The sequence below is a fragment of the Pseudomonas sp. PH1b genome (genome assembly GCF_000633395.1).
Classification (GTDB): Bacteria; Pseudomonadota; Gammaproteobacteria; order Pseudomonadales; family Pseudomonadaceae; genus Aquipseudomonas.
Genome location: NZ_AYMU01000018.1, coordinates 86,039 through 104,286 on the forward strand (window position 1 = coordinate 86,039; position 18,248 = coordinate 104,286).

Here is an 18,248-nt window from a genome sequence, read left to right on the forward strand (position 1 = left end):
GCTGGTTTAGGGTGGCGGGTGCCTTTGGCCGAAAGCAGGCTGGCCGGGCAGAATTCTTCAGGAGTGCCGGCAACGTTCGCATGGCGCTTGTATACAAATAAGAGGAGGACACTCGTATGACCACCCTGACCCGTGCCGACTGGGAACAACGTGCCCGCGACCTGAAAATCGAAGGCCGCGCCTACATCAATGGCGAATACACCGCATCCGTCTCCAATGACACCTTCGAGTGCATCAGCCCGGTAGACGGCCGCCTGCTGGCGACCATTGCCAGCTGTGACGCCGCCGATGCCCAGCGTGCCGTGGACAATGCCCGCGCCACCTTCGACTCCGGCGTCTGGTCGCGCCTGGCGCCGGCCAAGCGCAAGTCCACCATGATTCGTTTTGCCGGCCTGCTGAAAAAGCACGCCGAAGAGCTCGCGCTCCTGGAAACCCTGGACATGGGCAAGCCGATCAGCGATTCCCTGGACGTCGACGTCCCCGGTGCAGCGCAGGCCCTGAGCTGGAGCGGCGAGGCCATCGACAAGATCTACGACGAAGTGGCTGCCACCCCCCATGACCAATTGGGTCTGGTGACCCGGGAGCCGGTGGGCGTGGTCGCGGCCATCGTGCCCTGGAACTTCCCACTGATGATGGCCTGCTGGAAACTCGGTCCGGCGCTGTCCACTGGCAACTCGGTGATCCTCAAGCCATCGGAAAAATCTCCGCTGACCGCCATCCGCATCGCTGCCCTGGCGGTGGAGGCCGGTATCCCTGCGGGCGTGCTCAACGTACTGCCGGGTTATGGCCACACTGTCGGCAAGGCCCTGGCCCTGCACATGGACGTGGACACCCTGGTGTTCACCGGCTCGACCAAGATCGCCAAGCAACTGCTGGTGTATTCCGGTGAGTCCAACATGAAGCGCGTCTGGCTGGAGGCGGGCGGCAAGAGCCCGAACATCGTCTTCGCCGACGCCCCGGACCTGCAAGCCGCGGCCGAATCTGCCGCCGGTGCCATCGCATTCAACCAGGGTGAAGTCTGCACCGCCGGTTCGCGCTTGCTGGTGGAGCGTTCGATCAAGGACAAATTCCTGCCCATGGTGATCGAGGCCTTGAAAGGCTGGAAGCCGGGCAACCCGCTGGACCCGGCCACCAACGTCGGTGCCCTGGTGGATACCCAGCAGATGAACACTGTGCTGTCCTACATCGAAGCCGGGCACGCCGATGGCGCCAAGCTGGTGGCAGGTGGCAAGCGTACCCTGCAGGAAACCGGCGGTACCTACGTCGAGCCGACGATTTTCGACGGCGTCAGCAATGCGATGAAAATTGCCCAGGAAGAGATTTTCGGCCCGGTGTTGTCGGTGATCGCCTTCGACAGCGTGGAAGAGGCGATTCAGATTGCCAACGACACCCCGTACGGCCTGGCAGCTGCCGTCTGGACCGCGAACATTTCCAAGGCCCACCAGACCGCCAAGGCTCTGCGTGCCGGCAGCGTCTGGATCAACCAGTACGATGGCGGCGACATGACGGCGCCGTTCGGCGGCTTCAAGCAGTCGGGCAATGGCCGCGACAAGTCGCTGCACGCGTTCGACAAGTACACCGAGTTGAAAGCGACCTGGATCAAGCTCTGAGTCTTCAGGCCTGGAGTGACTGGCGTCCGTAAGGACGCCTGCTCCGGCAAGGGCCGACGGATCCGCAGCGCAGCCGGACTTTCCGCAAGGGGAGTCCGGCTGTGTTGTCTGTGCTTTCTGAAACACTGATCCACAGGAGTGTGGAAATGCGTTGGGCGACCTATTTCGCCGTTCTGGCTGCGGTCTTGAGTGTGGGCCTGGCCCTGGGCATGACCATGCCCCTGGTGTCCTTTCGCCTGGAGAGCTGGGGCTACGGTCCTTTCGCCATCGGCGTGGTGGCGGCGATGCCGGCCATTGGCGTATTGCTCGGGGCGAAAATCTCCAGCCGCCTGGCCGCGCGCTTCGGGACCGCCAACCTGATGCGCCTGTGCCTGTGGGGCGGGGCCATCTCCATCGGCTTGCTGGCGCTGCTGCCCAGTTACCCGATATGGCTGGTGCTGCGCCTGATACTGGGCGTGGTCCTGACCATTATTTTCATTCTGGGTGAAAGCTGGATCAATCAGCTGGTGGTCGAGCAATGGCGAGGCCGTCTGGTGGCCTTGTATGGCAGCAGCTATGCCCTGAGCCAACTGGCCGGGCCGCTGATACTGGGAGTCCTGGGCACTCAGCAGGACTACGGTTTCTGGGTCTCGGTGGCCTTGCTGGTGGTCTCGCCCCTGCTGCTTCTGGGGCGCAGCGGGGCACCGAGCACCGAGGCCTGCAGCGTGACCCTGATCGATCTCTGGCGCTTCTGCCAGGCGCTGCCGGCAATTGGCTGGGCGGTGGCCCTGTTCGCGACCTTCGAGGCGCTGATCCTGACCTTGCTGCCGGTCTATTGCCTGAGCCAGGGGTTCACCGAGGACATTGCTCTGGCGATGGTCAGCACCGTAGTGGTGGGCGATGCCCTGTTGCAGTTGCCGATCGGTGCCTTGGCCGACCGGGTGTCGCGACGCGGATTGTTCACCGGCTGCGCGGTGATCCTGCTGTGCTCCAGCCTGGCCATCCCGCTGTTGCTGGACACTGTGCTGATCTGGCCGTTGTGGGTGCTGTTCGGCGCCAGTGCAGGCGGTCTGTTTACCTTGTCGTTGATCCTGATCGGCGAACGCTATCGTGATGATGCGCTGGTCCGGGCCAATGCCCATGTGGCGCAGCTCTGGGGCATTGGCTGCCTGATCGGACCGCTGGTGGCGGGGGCGGGCAGCCAGTGGGTGAGCGGCCATGCGATGCTGCTGCTGGTGGCGGCCGGGGCGTTTGGCCTGCTGCTCCTGCTGCTGCGCCAAGGCGCGTTCGGCAACGCCCAGGCCCAACCGCTGTAGCCCGTTGGTGGTGGCTTAGAGCATGCGTTCCAGGCCGATACGGGTGCTCAGCCATGCATTTATCCGGCGCCACCAGCTACCGGGTTCGCGGTGCAGGGTGTGGATCTGCCCCTGGTCTTCGGTGACCCAGACCAACTGGCCGTCCTCCAGTTGCACCTGATAGCTCAAGGCCGGAGCCATGCCTTGCTGTGCCAGGGCGCGCAGGTGGCCGGCCAGTTCGGGACTGTCCACCAGGACCCCGACTTCGGTATTCCAGAGCACCGAGCGCGGGTCGAAATTGAACGAGCCGACAAAACTCTTCTGCCGGTCGAAAATCATGGCCTTGCTGTGCAGGCTGGAGTCGGAGCCGTGCTGGGAGCCGCCGAACAGGTGCGGGCCACTGCCGCCACGACGCTCGCCGGGTTGGCGACGCAGCTCGTAGAGTTTCACCCCGTGTTCCAGCAGCGCCCTGCGATAGGGCGCATAGCCGCCATGCACCACGGGCACGTCGGTCGCCTCCAGGGCGTTGGTCAGCAGGCTGACGGAAACCCCGGCATCGGCGCGGCCGGTGAGGTAGACCAGGCCGGGCTGGCCGGGGACGAAGTAGGCCGAGATCATGATCAGTTCCTGGCTGACCCCGCTCAGCTCCGGGGCCAGTTGGGTGGTCAGCAGCAGGTGCGGATCGGGGTCACCCTTGGACAGGACCTTGGCCGGGGCGTCCCACAGCGCCTGGTTCCAGGCCCAGATCAGCTCCTTGCGCCAGATCTCCATGCGTGGTCGGGTCTGGTAGGTCATCAACTGGCGGTACAGGGCCTGGTTCTGCCGGCGGCTGTCTTGCAGCGACTCTTCAAGGCGCTGGCGGGTGTTGTTCAGGTCCTTGGCTGACGGCACGAAGGACAGGAACTCGCCGATGGGCCGGCTCAGGGCGCTGTTCCAGTACTGGTCGAAGCTGTGGCCGAGCTGCTCGGCCACCGGGCCGACGCTGAACAGGTCGATGTCGGTGAAGTTCAGGTTGGGCTCGGCATCGAAGTACTCGTCGCCGAGGTTGCGCCCGCCGACGATGGCCACGCTGTTGTCCGCCAGCCACAGCTTGTTGTGCATCCGCCGATGCTGCTGGGACAGGTTGAACAGCCGGCCCATGGCCCGGGTCAGGCCGGTGCTGCGGCCCAGGTGCAGCGGGTTGAACAGGCGAATCTGAATCTGCGGGTGGGCCGCCAGGGTGGCGATGATCTGCTCCAGGCCGTCGCTGGTGGTGTCATCGAGCAGAATGCGGATGCGCACCCCTCGGTCGGCGGCCTTGAGCAGCTCGTCCACCAGCATCCGGGTGCTGATGCCGTCGTGGACGATGTAGTACTGCAAGTCGAGGCTGCTTTGCGCGTTGCGGATCAGCTCGGCGCGGGCCATGAAGGCTTCGGTGCTGTTGGGCAGCAGGCGAAAGCCCGAGCGCCCCTGATAGGGCGCTGCCTGGGCCCTGATCGACTGGGCAAAGCGCGAGTCGCTGGCGGGCAGGGCCTGGCTGGGTTGGTACGGCACCTCCAGGGTGGCGCAACCGGCCAGCCCGAGGCTCAGCAGCACCAGCCAGGTAAACACCCTTATACGGCTCAAGTCAGGTCATCTCGCATCACGGCACGAATAGGCATGGGACGGCTGGCTTCCGGCAAGGGTTCGGGGTGTCAGTCCTGGGTTTCGCCGAGCAGCTTGATGGCCGCGGCGCCGACTTTGCGCACGGCCTCTTCGATCTGCGCAGTGGGCTTGGCAGCGTAATTCATCCGCAGGCAGTTGCGGTACTTGCCTGACGCGGAAAAGATACTGCCCACGGCGATCTGCACCCCCTGCTCAAGCAGCTCCCGGTTGAGCTTCAGAGCATCGAAACCCTCGGGCAGTTCGATCCAGAGCATGAAGCTGCCCTGTGGCCGGCTGGCGCGGGTGCCGGCGGGAAAGTAGCGGCTGACCCAATCGAGCATCAGGTCACGATTGCGCTGGTATTGGCTGCGCATCTTGCGCAGGTGGGGCTCGAAGTGGCCCCCCTTGAGGAATTCGGCGATGGCCACCTGGGGCTGCGGTGCAGTGGAGCCGGTGCTGATGTACTTCATGTGCAGCACCCGTTCCAGGTAGCGCCCGGGGGCGACCCAGCCGATGCGCAGGCCGGGGGCCAGGGTCTTCGAGAAGGAACTGCACAGCAGCACCCGGCCGTCGTCGTCGAAGGACTTGATGGTCCGCGGGCGTGGGTAGGTGTAGGCCAGCTCGCCATACACGTCGTCCTCGATGATCGCCACGTCGAAGCGCTGGGCCAGGGTCAGCAGCGCCCGCTTGCGCGGCTCCGGCATGATATAGCCCAGGGGATTGTTGCAGTTGGGGGTCAACTGTATGGCCTTGATCGGCCACTGCTCCAGGGCCAGCTCCAGGGCTTCCAGGCTGATGCCGGTGATGGGATCGGTGGGAATTTCCAGGGCTTTCATGCCCAGGCCCTTGAGGGTCTGCATGGCCCCGTGAAAGCTGGGTGAGTCCACGGCGACAATGTCCCCGGGGTCGCAGATGGCACGAATGCTGGTGGACAGCGCCTCATGGCAGCCGGTGGTGATCACCAGGTCGCTGGCGCTGAGCTGGCAGCCGGAGTCGAGCATCAGGCGCGCCACCTGCTGGCGCAGTTCCAGTACGCCGTAGATGTTGTCGTAGTACAGCCCGGGCATGTCCTGGCGCCGGCTGAGCCGGGCGAGGGCCCGCAGCAGCGGCTTCAGGGTCGTCGTGGTGATGTCCGGCATGCCCCGGCCCAGTTGCACCACGTCCTTGCGCGGCACGGCGCGTATCAGTTCCAGCACCTGGTCCCATTGTGAAATCTCCACCGGACGTTGCGCCGGACGGCCTACCGCCGGCAGCGCCGGCAGCTCTCGGCTGGGCGGCACGAAATAGCCGGACTTGGGCTTGGGCATCGCCAGGCCGTTGTCTTCCAGCAGGCGGTAAGCCTGCTGCACGGTGCTCAGGCTGACCCCGTGCTCGACGCTCAGGGCGCGTACCGAGGGCAACCTGTCACCCGGACGGTAGAAGCCTTGTTCGATACGGGTGCCCAGGAGTTCGGCGAGGTTCACATAGAGGGTCATGGTGTTGGCTCGTGGTGGTGGTCACAGGGACCAGTACAGATGGGGCCAAAATACAGGATTCAGCGGGTTTTTTGGCAAAACTGTATGGAAGTAATGTCGTTGTATTGAGTCTGTAATGGTTTTGGTCGGCCGCGCATCATGTTTGCTCATGGCAACCCAGCAAACAGGAGCAATGCAGATGAACGGCTTGAGCGATGTGCGTCTGTCGTTACGCAGTCAGGAACTGGTGGCGCAGCAGGCAGAGGCAGCCAGCCTGCCGCGCAATGCGCCGACCGGGTTGGGTCGCTGGGGGCTGTACTGGCATCGCTTGCACACTCGCAAGGCGTTGCTTGGGCTGACCGCCGAGCAATTGCGCGATGTTGGCCTTAGTCGTGAGCAGGCGCGGGCCGAAGGCCTCAAGCCCTTCTGGCGCCTGTGAGCCGGCTGCGCAACGCCCGGGGATGACGATCGACAGCCATCCCCGGGTTGCAATCGCCCGCGGCGGCGGGCCTGAGCAGACGGGCAACTGTCTTGGGTGTTTGGGGACTTGTCCGCACCTGTGCCAGCGGCTGCGGAAAGGGCTCAGGTCAGCTCCTTCAGGCGATGCCAGAGCATGCCCAGGGCCAACAGCGGTGAGCGCAGATGCTTGCCGCCGGGGAAGGTGATGTGAGGCACCTTGGCGAACAGGTCGAAACCGCCGCCCTGCTGGCCGCTGATGGCTTCACCCAGCAACTTGCCCGCCAGGTGCGTGGCATTCAAGCCGTGGCCGGAGTAGGCCTGGGCGTAATACACATTGGGCTGGTCCTTGAGCCGGCCGATCTGCGGCAGCCGGTTGGCGCCGATGCCGATCATGCCGCCCCATTGGTAGTCGATCTTCACCCCAGCCAGCTGGGGGAACACCTCCAGCATCTTCGGCCCCATGTAGGCGGCGATGTCCTTGGGGTCGCGTCCCGAATAATGGCAGGCACCGCCGAACAGCAGGCGGCGGTCGGCCGAGAGCCGGTAGTAGTCCAGGGCCACGCGCTGGTCGCAGACCGCCATGTTCTGTGGCAGCAGCTCCTGGGCCTGGCTCTGGCTCAGGGGCTGGGTGGCGATGATGTAGCTGCCGGCCGGCAGGACCTTGCCCCCCAGTTCCGGGTTGAGGTCGTTGAGGTAGGCGTTGCAGCCCAGGACCAGGGTCTTGGCGCGGACCGTGCCCCGGGCACAGTGGACCTTGACCTCGGGGCCGTAGTCGATGCGGGTCACCGCCGAGTGCTCGAACAGCTGAACGCCCATCTGCTGCGCCGCCTGAGCTTCACCCAGGGCCAGGTTCAGCGGATGCAAATGGCCCGAGCCCATGTCGATCAGGCCGCCCACGTAGCGCTTGGAGCCCACTACCCTGTGCATTTCATTGGCCTGTAACAGGCGGGTCTCGTGGCGATAGCCGAGGCTGCGCAGTTCCTCGGCATCCTCGGCGAAGCCTTCGAGGTCGGCGGGCTTGTTGGCCAGGTCGCAGTAGCCCCAGGTCAGGTCACAGGGGATCTGGAAGCGCTCGATGCGCTGGCGGACGATTTCCACCGCCTCCAGTCCCATCAGCTTCATCTGGCGCACGCCGTCGGTGCCAATCACCTTGGCGAACTGGTCCAGGCCATGACCGACTCCGCGAATCAGTTGCCCGCCGTTGCGCCCGCTGGCGCCCCAGCCGATCTTGCGGGCTTCCAGCAGGATCACGCTGAGTCCGCGCTCGGCCAGTTCCAGGGCGGTGTTGAGCCCGGAAAACCCGCCGCCGACCACACAGACATCTGCCGACAGGTCCCCCGCCAGCACCGGATAGTCAGGCTGGGGCAGGCTGCTGGCAGCGTAGTAAGAGGCAGCGTGCCGGTCGCTGGAGGCGGGTTGCTGAAGGCTGGCGGGCATGGAAAGCGTCCTGATCATGGCATCTGGAAAAATTGACGGAGCATAAGCCGGGCCTTTCCGCCGGAGCAACCGCAGGACGGTCGGCCCTGTCTGCGGCGGGGCATTTGAGGCAGAATCCACGGCTCTCCATGATCCCGGTAAGTGTTGGCATGAGCTGTAACCGTCAGAAAGTCCGTAGCCTGCGCCAGCAGATCCCCTCTTTCGAGTGTGTTCCTGGCTGCCACGACTGCTGCGGGCCGGTTACCACCTCGCCGGAGGAAATGTCCCGCCTGCCGCGCAAGACGGCTGCCGAGCAGGACGCGGCCATGGAGGAGCTCAACTGTGTGCACCTCGGGCCCGAGGGCTGCACGGTGTATGACGAGCGGCCGCTGATCTGTCGCCTGTTCGGCACCACGCCGAGCCTGCCGTGCCCCAACGGCCGGCGCCCGGTGGAGATGATTCATCCCCGGGTCGAGAAACAGATCCATGAATACATGGCCAGCACCCGCCAGGTGCTGGTCTAGGGGCGACCACTGCCGGCTGCGGCTGGCGGGCCTCGACGCGTGCTGCGGCTCAGTCCGGGATCGGCAGGCTGAGGCTCTCCTTCACCTCTTCCATCACGATGTAGCTCTTGGACTCCCGCACGTGAGGCAGCTTGAGCAGGATGTCCCCCAGCAGCTTGCGATAGGAGGCCATCTCCGAGATCCGTGCCTTGACCAGGTAGTCGAAGTCGCCGGACACCAGGTGACATTCCAGTACATGCGGCAGCTTCAGCACGGCGCGGCGGAACTCCTCGAAGGTGTCGCCGGACTTGTAGTCCAGGCTGATCTCGACGAACACCAGCAGGCTGCCCTTGAGGTGCTGCGGGTTGAGCCGGGCGTTGTAGCCCATGATGATCCCTTCACGCTCCAGGCGGCGTACACGCTCGGTGCAGGGCGTGGTGGAGAGGCCGACCCGTTCCCCCAGCTCGGTGAAGGAGATACGGCCGTCGGCCTGCAGGATGCGCAGGATGTTGCGATCTATCTTGTCCAGGGCACGACGGGTCTGATGGTTGGTACGCATAGGGGATGCCCCTCCATGAAAAGCGATATTGCCGAGAATTCTCGCCAAATATAGGCGGTTATATAGTGAAAATCACTGCCTATTGTTTCTTACACTGCGCCCATCTTTGCTCTGAATAACAAACGTCAGCGGTCAAGCCGCGATGAGGGATATGAAAATGCGCGTTCTGGTCTTGGGCAGTGGCGTTATCGGAACCACCAGTGCCTACTACCTGGCTCAGGCCGGGTTTGACGTGACAGTGGTGGACCGCCAGCCGGCTGCAGCCATGGAAACCAGCTTCGCCAACGCCGGCCAGGTGTCCCCTGGCTATGCCTCGCCCTGGGCTGCCCCGGGCGTGCCGCTCAAGGCCATCAAGTGGCTGCTGCAACGCCACGCGCCACTGGCGATCAAGGCCACCGCCGACATCGATCAATACCTGTGGATGGCGCAGATGCTGCGCAACTGCACCGCCAGCCGCTATGCAGTGAACAAAGAGCGCATGGTGCGCCTGTCCGAATACAGCCGTGACTGCCTCGACGAACTGCGCGCCGAAACCGGCATCGCCTACGAGGGCCGCAGCCTGGGCACCACCCAGTTGTTCCGGACCCAGGCGCAGTTGGATGGCGCGGCGAAAGACATCGCCGTGCTCAAGGAGTCCGGGGTACCGTTCGAGCTGCTGGACCGCGAAGGCATTGCCCGGGTCGAGCCGGCCCTGGCCAATGTCACCGACATTCTGGCCGGTGCCTTGCGCCTGCCCAACGACCAGACCGGTGATTGCCAGATCTTCACCAGCCGCCTGGCGGAAATGGCCACCAAGCTGGGTGTGGAATTCCGCTTCGGTCAGGATATCCAGCGCCTCGATTTCGCCGGCGACCGGATCAATGGCGTGTGGATTGACGGCAAGCTGGAAACCGCCGACCGCTACGTGCTGGCCCTGGGCAGCTACTCGCCGCAATTGCTCAAGCCGCTGGGGATCAAGGCGCCGGTGTACCCGCTCAAGGGCTACTCCCTGACTGTGCCGATCACCAACCCGGCGATGGCTCCGACCTCGACCATCCTGGATGAGACCTACAAGGTTGCGATCACCCGTTTCGACAACCGCATCCGGGTCGGCGGCATGGCTGAAATAGCCGGTTTTGACCTCTCGCTGAACCCGCGCCGGCGTGAAACGCTGGAGATGATCGTCAACGATCTCTATCCTCAGGGCGGCGACCTGTCCCAGGCCAGTTTCTGGACCGGGCTGCGTCCCACCACCCCGGACGGCACGCCGATTGTCGGTGCCACGCCGTTCCGCAACCTGTACTTGAACACCGGCCATGGCACCCTCGGCTGGACCATGGCCTGCGGCTCCGGTCGCTTGCTGGCTGACCTGATGGCGAAGAAAAAGCCGCAGATCAGCGCCGAAGGCCTCGATATTTCCCGTTACGGTAACCACCAGGAGTCAGCTAAACATGTCAATCCAGCGCCAGCTCACCAATGAGCGCATGAGCCAGATCGTTGTTCACGGCGGCACGGTCTACCTGGCCGGGCAGGTCGGTGACGACATGCAGGCCGGGATTGAGCAGCAGACCCGGGAAACCCTGGCCAGCATCGAGCGCCTGCTGGACCTGGCCGGGACCGACAAGAGCAAGCTGCTGTCGGTGACCATCTACCTGAAGGACATCGATGCCGATTTCGCAGGCATGAACAGTGTCTGGGACCAGTGGTTGCCCAAAGGCGTGGCGCCAGCCCGGGCCACGGTGCAGGCCAAGCTCTGCGAGCCGGAAATCCTCGTCGAGCTGTCGGTCGTGGCTGCCCTGCCTTAAGCCACAAGATCCCTCTCCCGGTGCCGGTGGTGGTCCGCCATCATCCAGCACCGGTTTTTATTCCCCATGACCGCCTAGAAGTCTGCCGCCATGCGTCCTGCCCGTGCCCTGATCGATCTCCAAGCCCTGCGTCACAACTACCAACTGGCCCGTGAAGTCGCGGGCGTTCGCGCGCTCGCCGTGATCAAGGCCGATGCCTACGGTCATGGCGCGGTACGTTGCGCCCAGGCCCTGGAGGACAGCGCCGACGGTTTTGCCGTGGCCTGTATCGAAGAAGCCCTGGAGCTGCGTGCTGCCGGTATCCGGGCGCCGATTCTGTTGCTGGAGGGGTTCTTCGAGGCCTCGGAACTGGCGCTGATCGTCGAGCATGATTTCTGGTGCGTGGTGCATTCGCTGTGGCAGCTCGAGGCCATTGAACAGACAGCCGTTGCCAAGCCGCTGACCGTCTGGCTTAAGCTGGACTCGGGCATGCACCGGGTTGGCCTGCATCCCAAGGATTACCGCGCGGCCTATGAGCGCCTGCAGGCCAGTGGCAAGGTCGAGAAGATCGTGCTGATGAGTCACTTCGCCCGCGCCGACGAGCTGGATTGCCCGCGCAGCAGCGAACAGGTCGCGGTATTCGAAGCCGCTCGGCAGGGCCTGGGCGCCGAAGTCAGCCTGCGCAATTCGCCGGCGGTCATGGGCTGGCCGAGCGTTCCCAGCGATTGGGTACGCCCGGGCATCATGCTCTATGGCTCGACGCCGTTCGAAGAAAACAACTCCGTGGCGGCGCGCCTGCAGCCGGTCATGACCCTGGAGTCCAAGGTGATCTGTGTGCGTGAACTGCCTGCCGGCGAGCCTGTTGGCTACGGCGCCAAGTTCATCACCGACCGGCCGATGCGCATTGGCGTGGTTGCCATGGGCTATGCCGACGGCTATCCGCGCCATGCACCGACCGGCACGCCGGTACTGGTGGCCGGCCAGCGCAGCCGCCTGCTGGGCCGGGTGTCAATGGACATGCTGTGCGTCGACCTGACGGACGTGCCTCAGGCCGGGCTGGGGTCGACCGTGGAGTTGTGGGGCAGGAACATCCTCGCCAGTGACGTGGCGCTGGCCGCCGGGACTATTCCGTACCAGCTGTTCTGCAACCTGCGCCGGGTGCCCCTGCAGTACAGCGAAGGCTGAGATTACGCGGGTCGCACCGAAAGTCGCCTCCCCTGGGGGAATCGGGACCAAGTGTTGTAAATACTGAACGCTGTCGCCATGATAACGCTCAATTACAATAACGCCTGATTCCCGCCTAGGAGGCTGCCGTATTGGACGTCGGTGAACGACTGCAATCCATCCGTAAACTGAAAGGTCTTTCCCAGCGTGAACTCGCCAAGCGTGCGGGCGTCACCAATAGCACCATTTCAATGATCGAAAAGAACAGTGTCAGCCCCTCGATCAGCTCGTTGCGCAAGGTGCTGGGCGGCATTCCGATGTCCATGGTCGAGTTCTTTTCCGAGGAAATCCTCCAGGAAACACCTTCTCAGATCGTCTACAAAGCCCACGAACTGATCGACATCTCCGATGGTGCAGTGACCATGAAGCTGGTGGGCCGGGCCCATCCGAGTCGCGCCATTGCCTTCCTCAACGAGATCTACCCGCCAGGTGCCGACACCGGTGAAGAGATGCTCACCCATGACGGCGAGGAAACCGGAATCTTGCTTGAAGGTCGTCTGGAACTGGTAGTAGGGCTTGAAACATTTGTCCTCGAAGCCGGTGACAGCTACTACTTTGAGAGTACCAAGCCGCACCGTTTCCGTAATCCGTTCGATGTTCCGGCGCGACTAATCAGCGCAGCCACTCCGGCGAACTTCTAGAACCAGAGGCGTCCTGCAAGGCTTGCAGAGAGCTGCCCAGCGACATTTCGCCGCGAATAAGACCCCTTCGACTTTGGGGTTGTTTCAGTGTGGCGGGCTAACCGTTATACTTTCGCCCGCCTGCGAAACCGTGGCCGCAGGCGTGACTAGCCACCATTGAGGGTGTACGCGTGAACCTAATTATGAAAATGCTGGCCGCACCAGCAACCGTATTGGCCCTTTGGGCAGTCAGCGCTCAAGCTGCGACTAATGATGACATTGCCAAGCGCCTCGAGCCTGTGGGTCAGGTGTGCGTCCAGGGGCAAGAGTGCAAGGGAATGGAAGTTGCTGCCACTGCAGGCGGTGGCGGCGGGGCGAAATCCCCGGATGACGTGATTGCCAAGCACTGCAATGCTTGCCACAGCACTGGCCTGTTGGGCGCACCGAAGATTGGTGATGCAGCGGCCTGGAAAGAGCGCGCCGACCACCAGGGCGGCCTCGATGGTCTTCTGGCCAAGGCCATCACCGGTCTCAACGCGATGCCGCCTAAAGGCACTTGCGCTGATTGCTCCGACGATGAGCTCAAGGGTGCCATCCAGAAGATGTCCGGCTTGAAATAAGTCGTCATCTTCAGCGAAAAAGCCGCTTACGAGCGGCTTTTTTGTGGGCGTAATTCAGCCTCCATACTGTTCAACGCAGCAAACTCCCGGCAAGCTCGGTCCAACCTCAATTCATGGATGGTCCCTGGAGGGTCAGATGCTGCAATCCTGTTCTATCGAGCATGCGGTTGACCAAGTGCTCGCGCGTTTGCCGTCACACATTCACATGGGCATGCCCCTGGGGTTGGGCAAGCCCAACCGCTTTGCCAACGCCCTGTATCGCCGTGTGGCTCAATTGCCCGAGCGCCAGCTGACGATCTACACCGCTCTGAGCCTGGGCCGGCCTTCGCTGGGCGATGGCTTGCAGCGGCGCTTTCTCGAACCCTTTGTCGAGCGGGTGTTCGGTGACTACCCCGAGCTGGATTACCTCGCCGATCTGCACCGCGACAGCCTGCCGGCGAACATCCGCGTCGAGCAGTTCTTCATGCAGCCCGGCAGCCTTTTGCACAGCGCGTCGGCGCAGCAGGACTACGTCAGCAGCAACTACAGCCATGCGGCCCGGGACATCAATGCCGCCGGCCTGAACCTGGTGGCGCAGATGGTTGCGCGCGATCCCCAGCATCCCCAGCGCCTGAGCCTGAGCTGCAACCCGGACATCACTCTGGACATGCTGCCGATGATCGCCAAGCGTCGCGCCCAGGGAGAAACCATCCTGGTCCTCGGCCAGGTCCACAGTGACCTGCCGTACATGCCGGGGAGCTCCGAGATCGCCGCTACAGACTTTGACCTGCTGATCGATGAGGAAGAACACAGCACGTTGTTTTCCACGCCCAACATGCCGGTTGGGGTGCAAGACCATTGCATTGGCTTGCATGCCAGCACCCTGGTGCGTGATGGCGGCACCTTGCAGATCGGCATCGGTTCGATGGGCGATGCATTGACGGCCGCACTGTTGGCGCGCCAGGCCGATAACGAGGGCTATCGCGCCTTGCTGGCGGACTTGCAGGTGAATCACTGGCAACCACTGATCGATCGCGAAGGGGGTGTCGAGCCCTTTGCCCAGGGGCTCTATGGTTGCAGCGAGATGTTCGTCAACGGCCTGCTGGCCCTGGCCGATGCCGGAATCGTGCGGCGCAAGGTCTACCCGACCCTGGACCTGCAGCAGCAGGCCAATGCCGGAACCCTGGACGCGGCTTCGGCCGCTGGCGGAGTCTCGATCCACGGCGGTTTCTTCCTCGGGCCGCGCAGCTTCTACCAGCGCCTGCGAGAGCTGCCCCGGAGCCGGCTGGCAGAATTCGACATGACCGCCATCAGCTACATCAACGAGCTGTATGGCGACGAAGCGCTCAAGCGCCTGCAACGCCGTGATGCGCGATTTATCAACAGTGCGTTCACCATGACCCTGATGGGCGCTGCGGTGTCCGACCAGTTGCAGGGCGGGCGGGTGTTGAGCGGGGTGGGCGGGCAGTACAACTTCGTCGCCCAGGGCCATGCCCTGGCGGATGCACGTTCGGTGCTGATCCTGCGCAGCTGGCGTGAGTCCGGCGGTGAGGTCAGTTCCAATATCGTCTGGGAATATGGCCACTGCACCATCCCGCGCCACCTGCGGGACATCGTCATCACCGAGTACGGTATTGCCGACCTGCGAGGTAAGTCGGATGCGAAAGTGATCGAGGCGCTGCTCAATATCAGCGATTCACGCTTCCAGCCGGGCCTGATGGAGCAGGCGCAGAAAGCCGGCAAGCTGGCGAAGGATTTTCGTCTGGATCCGCGTTTTGCCGACAACAACCCGCAACGTCTGGAGAACATTCAGGCGCGTCATCGCCATCTGTTCCCGGAGTACCCGCTGGGCAGTGATTTCAGTGCCCAGGAGCGCGACCTGCTGCGGGCCCTGAACTGGCTCAAGAGTAAGTTCAAGCTCAGCGAAATCCTCGAATTGGGCAAGGCGGCACTCGACGCGCCGGACCCGCAGGCATTTCCGGCGCACCTTGAGCGCATGCAACTGGAGAAGCCTGAAGGCCTGCGTGAAGACCTGTACCAGCGGTTCTTGCTGGCTGGTCTGCAGGCCACGGCACCCACCGTGTCGTAGGAGACGGCTGGCCGGCGAATGGGCCTTCAAGTCTTGCGCTGCTCTCGAGGGCGTCTTCGCTGGCAAGCCAGCTCCTACACAAGCCAGCTCCTACGCAGGGCAACTCCTACACAGGGCAGCTCCCGCACAAGTCAGTTGCTGCGCAGGCCTGGCGGGTGGGGTTACTCGATGAAGGTGACCACGCCGCCGGCCAGGGACTTGACCCGGGCCAGGGATTCCACGCGGTAGCCCTGGGAGTCCAGTTCGGCGCGCCCGCCCTGGAACGATTTTTCGATCACGATGCCCAGGCCGGCGACGGTAGCGCCGGCCTGCTTGATGATCGAGATCAGCGCCTGGGACGCCTTACCATTGGCCAGGAAGTCATCGATGATCAGCACCCGGTCGCTGCTGGTCAGGTGCCGTGGGGAGATGGCCACGGTGCTTTCCACTTGCTTGGTGAAGGAGTACACGGTGGCCGACAACAGGTTCTCGGTCAGGGTCAGGGACTGGTGCTTGCGGGCGAAGATCACTGGCACCCCCAGGTTCAGACCGGTCATGATCGCCGGGGCGATGCCCGAGGCTTCAATGGTGACGATCTTGGTGATGCCCGAGTCCTTGAACAGCGTGGCGAATTCGTCGCCGATCAGCTTCATCAGCTGCGGGTCGATCTGATGGTTCAGAAAGGCGTCGACTTTCAGGACTTGATCGGAAAGCACGATGCCTTCTTCGCGAATTTTCTTGTGCAGTGCTTCCATGTTGCTTCCTCTATCTGGCGCCGGTGGCACGGTGCAAACCACTGCGTTGGGTCATTGCGCGCTAGAAACAGATTTGGGTGCGGGTTCGGGAATGCCTATCCAGCATCCTGAACGTCGTGCTCTTGCCTGTTCCGGCCTTGTCTGACCTTCGCTTGTTCGGTTTCCACAGCGCCTGCCTGGTGCGCCAAAGGTCGTTTAAAAAATAGTCGATTTTAACGCTTTAACATCGCGCGTATATCCGCCAAAGCGCTATTGCCGCGAACGGCCTTGACTTCGGTCGGGGTGTCGTCGTTGCCTTCCCAGGCCAGGTCGTCCGGGGGCAGCTCATCGAGGAAGCGGCTCGGCGCGCAGTCGATGATTTCACCGTACTGCTTGCGCTTGGCCGCAAAGGTAAAGGCCAGGGTCTGACGTGCGCGGGTAATGCCCACGTAGGCCAGACGCCGTTCTTCCTCGATGGTATCGGCTTCGATACTGGAGCGGTGCGGGAGGATTTCCTCTTCCATGCCCATGATGAACACGTAGGGAAACTCCAGCCCCTTGGAGGCATGCAAGGTCATCATCTGCACGCCTTCGGCGCCGTCTTCCTCTTCCTGCTGACGTTCCAGCATGTCGCGCAGGACCAGCTTGCCGATGGCGTCCTCGACGGTCATCTCGCCGTCTTCGTCTTTTTCCAGGGTGTTCTTCAAGGCCTCGATCAGGAACCAGACGTTGCCCATCCGGTAGTCCGCGGCCTTGTCGCTGGAACTGTTGGTGCGCAGCCAGTTCTCGTAGTCGATATCCATGACCATGCTGCGTAGGGCGGAGATCGGGTCTTCGCCGGCGCACTGCTCGCGGACCCGATCCATGAAGCGCTTGAAGCGCGCCAGGCGGTCGGTGAAGCGGCTGTCCAGATGTTCGCCCAGCCCGATCTCATCGGTAGCGGCGTACATCGAGATCTTGCGTTCGGTGGCGTAGTTGCCGAGTTTTTCCAGGGTCGTGGAGCCGATTTCCCGGCGCGGCACGTTGATCACCCGCAGGAAGGCGTTGTCGTCGTCCGGGTTCACAATCAGGCGGAAGTAAGCCATCAGGTCCTTTACTTCCTGGCGTCCGAAGAAGCTGTTGCCGCCGGACAGGCGATAGGGCACCTGGTGGTGCTGCAGCTTCAATTCGATCAGCTTGGCCTGGTAGTTGCCCCGGTAAAGAATGGCGAAGTCGCTGTAGGGGCGGTCGGTGCGCAGGTGCAGGCTGAGGATCTCCATGGCCACTCGCTCGGCCTCGGCGTCCTCGTTGCGACAGCGGATCACGCGGATCTCGTCGCCGTGGCCCATCTCGCTCCACAACTGTTTTTCGAACTCGTGGGGGTTGTTGGAGATGAGCACGTTGGCACAACGCAGGATGCGGCTGGTGGAGCGGTAGTTCTGCTCCAGCATCACCACTTTCAGGGACGGGTAGTCGTCCTTGAGCAGCATCAGGTTTTCCGGGCGCGCGCCGCGCCAGGCGTAGATCGACTGGTCGTCGTCGCCCACCACGGTGAACTGGTTGCGCTTGCCGATCAGCATTTTCACCAGCAGGTACTGGCTGGCGTTGGTGTCCTGGTATTCGTCCACCAGCAGGTAGCGGACCTTGTTCTGCCATTTCTCGAGAATGTCGGCGTGTTCTTCGAACAGCTTCACCGGCAGCAGGATCAGGTCGTCGAAGTCCACCGCGTTGAACGCCTTGAGCGTGCGCTGGTAGTGGGTGTAGACGATGGCGGCAGTCTGTTCCTTGGGGTTGCGCGCATTTTCCAGGGCTTCGGCGGGCAGGATCAGGTCGTTCTTCCACGAGCCGATCATGTTCTTGATCTCGTCGACGCCGTCGTCGCCCGAGTATTCCTTCTGCATGATGTCGGTCATCAGCGACTTGACGTCGGTCTCGTCGAAGATCGAGAAGCCCGGCTTGTAGCCCAGCCGTACATGCTCCTTGCGGATGATGTTCAGCCCCAGGTTGTGGAAGGTCGACACGGTCAGGCCGCGCCCCTCGCCGCCGCGCAGCAGGGTGCCGACCCGCTCCTTCATCTCGCGCGCGGCCTTGTTGGTAAAGGTCATGGCGACAATGTACTGGGCGCGGATGCCGCAATTCTGGATCAGGTGCGCGATCTTGCGGGTGATCACGCTGGTCTTGCCGGAGCCTGCACCGGCGAGCACCAAAAGAGGGCCGCCGACATAGTTCACGGCTTCTTGCTGCCGGGGATTGAGTCGGGACATGACGTTAAAAAGGGGTCGGTGACGAAAAGGGCGGGCATTTTAACAGGATGGACAGATTCTGCCGCCTCTCTCCGACTTGTGACGCACAACGCTATCTAA

16 protein-coding genes are annotated in these 18,248 nt (G+C 63.1%); 10 read left to right on the plus strand and 6 right to left on the minus strand.

Features of this window, described 5'->3' with window-relative positions:
* Window positions 1–116 precede the first annotated feature (116 nt).
* Entirely contained in the window at window positions 117–1,610 is a 1,494-nt protein-coding gene (locus tag U873_RS0124880) for an aldehyde dehydrogenase (RefSeq protein WP_025130831.1), read from the plus strand.
* Between the two features lie 146 nt (window positions 1,611–1,756).
* A complete protein-coding gene (locus tag U873_RS0124885) occupies window positions 1,757–2,905 on the plus strand; it encodes an MFS transporter (RefSeq protein WP_025130832.1) in 1,149 nt (382 codons plus the stop codon).
* A 15-nt stretch (window positions 2,906–2,920) separates the two neighbouring features.
* Here U873_RS0124885 and U873_RS0124890 read toward each other — a convergent pair whose 3' ends face one another.
* A complete protein-coding gene (locus U873_RS0124890; protein ID WP_025130833.1) occupies window positions 2,921–4,489 on the minus strand; it encodes a phospholipase D family protein in 1,569 nt (522 codons plus the stop codon).
* A 68-nt stretch (window positions 4,490–4,557) separates the two neighbouring features.
* A complete protein-coding gene (locus U873_RS0124895) occupies window positions 4,558–5,982 on the minus strand; it encodes a PLP-dependent aminotransferase family protein (protein WP_025130834.1) in 1,425 nt (474 codons plus the stop codon).
* Between the two features lie 178 nt (window positions 5,983–6,160).
* Between U873_RS0124895 and U873_RS0124900 the strand changes: the two genes are divergently transcribed.
* Window positions 6,161–6,400, plus strand: a complete 240-nt coding sequence (locus tag U873_RS0124900) for a DUF1127 domain-containing protein (RefSeq protein WP_025130835.1) — start codon at window positions 6,161–6,163, stop codon at window positions 6,398–6,400.
* A gap of 143 nt (window positions 6,401–6,543) precedes the next feature.
* Here U873_RS0124900 and U873_RS0124905 read toward each other — a convergent pair whose 3' ends face one another.
* Window positions 6,544–7,857: an FAD-binding oxidoreductase gene (locus U873_RS0124905; RefSeq protein ID WP_025130836.1), complete on the minus strand. Its 1,314-nt coding sequence runs from the start codon at window positions 7,855–7,857 to the stop codon at window positions 6,544–6,546.
* 149 nt (window positions 7,858–8,006) lie between these two features.
* Between U873_RS0124905 and U873_RS0124910 the strand changes: the two genes are divergently transcribed.
* Window positions 8,007–8,360, plus strand: coding sequence for a YkgJ family cysteine cluster protein (locus U873_RS0124910; RefSeq protein ID WP_025130837.1), 354 nt, complete (start codon window positions 8,007–8,009; stop codon window positions 8,358–8,360).
* A 49-nt stretch (window positions 8,361–8,409) separates the two neighbouring features.
* On the opposite strand, the gene U873_RS0124915 is transcribed toward U873_RS0124910, so the two are convergent.
* Entirely contained in the window at window positions 8,410–8,898 is a 489-nt protein-coding gene (locus U873_RS0124915; RefSeq protein WP_011064210.1) for an Lrp/AsnC ligand binding domain-containing protein, read from the minus strand.
* Window positions 8,899–9,055: 157 nt separating this feature from the next.
* Here U873_RS0124915 and dadA point away from each other — a divergent pair, with 157 nt between their 5' ends.
* The 6 genes from dadA to U873_RS0124945 all read left to right on the plus strand — a co-directional run bounded on the left by dadA (window position 9,056) and on the right by U873_RS0124945 (window position 15,193).
* On the plus strand, window positions 9,056–10,357 hold the full coding sequence (gene dadA / locus U873_RS0124920) for a D-amino acid dehydrogenase (protein WP_025130838.1): 1,302 nt from the start codon (window positions 9,056–9,058) through the stop codon (window positions 10,355–10,357).
* Window positions 10,329–10,682: a RidA family protein gene (locus U873_RS0124925; RefSeq protein WP_025130839.1), complete on the plus strand. Its 354-nt coding sequence runs from the start codon at window positions 10,329–10,331 to the stop codon at window positions 10,680–10,682. The genes dadA and U873_RS0124925 overlap by 29 nt, the downstream gene beginning before the upstream one ends.
* A 90-nt stretch (window positions 10,683–10,772) precedes the next feature.
* Window positions 10,773–11,846 carry an alanine racemase gene (alr, locus tag U873_RS0124930; RefSeq protein WP_025130840.1) on the plus strand — a complete coding sequence of 358 codons (1,074 nt, stop codon included), beginning with the start codon at window positions 10,773–10,775 and terminating at the stop codon, window positions 11,844–11,846.
* Between the two features lie 131 nt (window positions 11,847–11,977).
* Window positions 11,978–12,526 carry a cupin domain-containing protein gene (locus tag U873_RS0124935; protein WP_015637462.1) on the plus strand — a complete coding sequence of 183 codons (549 nt, stop codon included), beginning with the start codon at window positions 11,978–11,980 and terminating at the stop codon, window positions 12,524–12,526.
* 182 nt (window positions 12,527–12,708) lie between these two features.
* Window positions 12,709–13,125, plus strand: coding sequence for a cytochrome c5 family protein (locus U873_RS0124940; protein ID WP_029978637.1), 417 nt, complete (start codon window positions 12,709–12,711; stop codon window positions 13,123–13,125).
* A 136-nt stretch (window positions 13,126–13,261) separates the two neighbouring features.
* A complete protein-coding gene (locus tag U873_RS0124945) occupies window positions 13,262–15,193 on the plus strand; it encodes an acetyl-CoA hydrolase/transferase C-terminal domain-containing protein (protein WP_025130842.1) in 1,932 nt (643 codons plus the stop codon).
* 161 nt (window positions 15,194–15,354) lie between these two features.
* Here U873_RS0124945 and U873_RS0124950 read toward each other — a convergent pair whose 3' ends face one another.
* Together U873_RS0124950 and rep are read right to left on the minus strand one after the other, a co-directional pair.
* A complete protein-coding gene (locus U873_RS0124950) occupies window positions 15,355–15,927 on the minus strand; it encodes a xanthine phosphoribosyltransferase (protein ID WP_011064203.1) in 573 nt (190 codons plus the stop codon).
* 212 nt (window positions 15,928–16,139) lie between these two features.
* Window positions 16,140–18,149, minus strand: a complete 2,010-nt coding sequence (gene rep / locus U873_RS0124955) for a DNA helicase Rep (protein ID WP_025130843.1) — start codon at window positions 18,147–18,149, stop codon at window positions 16,140–16,142.
* Between the last annotated feature and the right edge of the window lie 99 nt (window positions 18,150–18,248).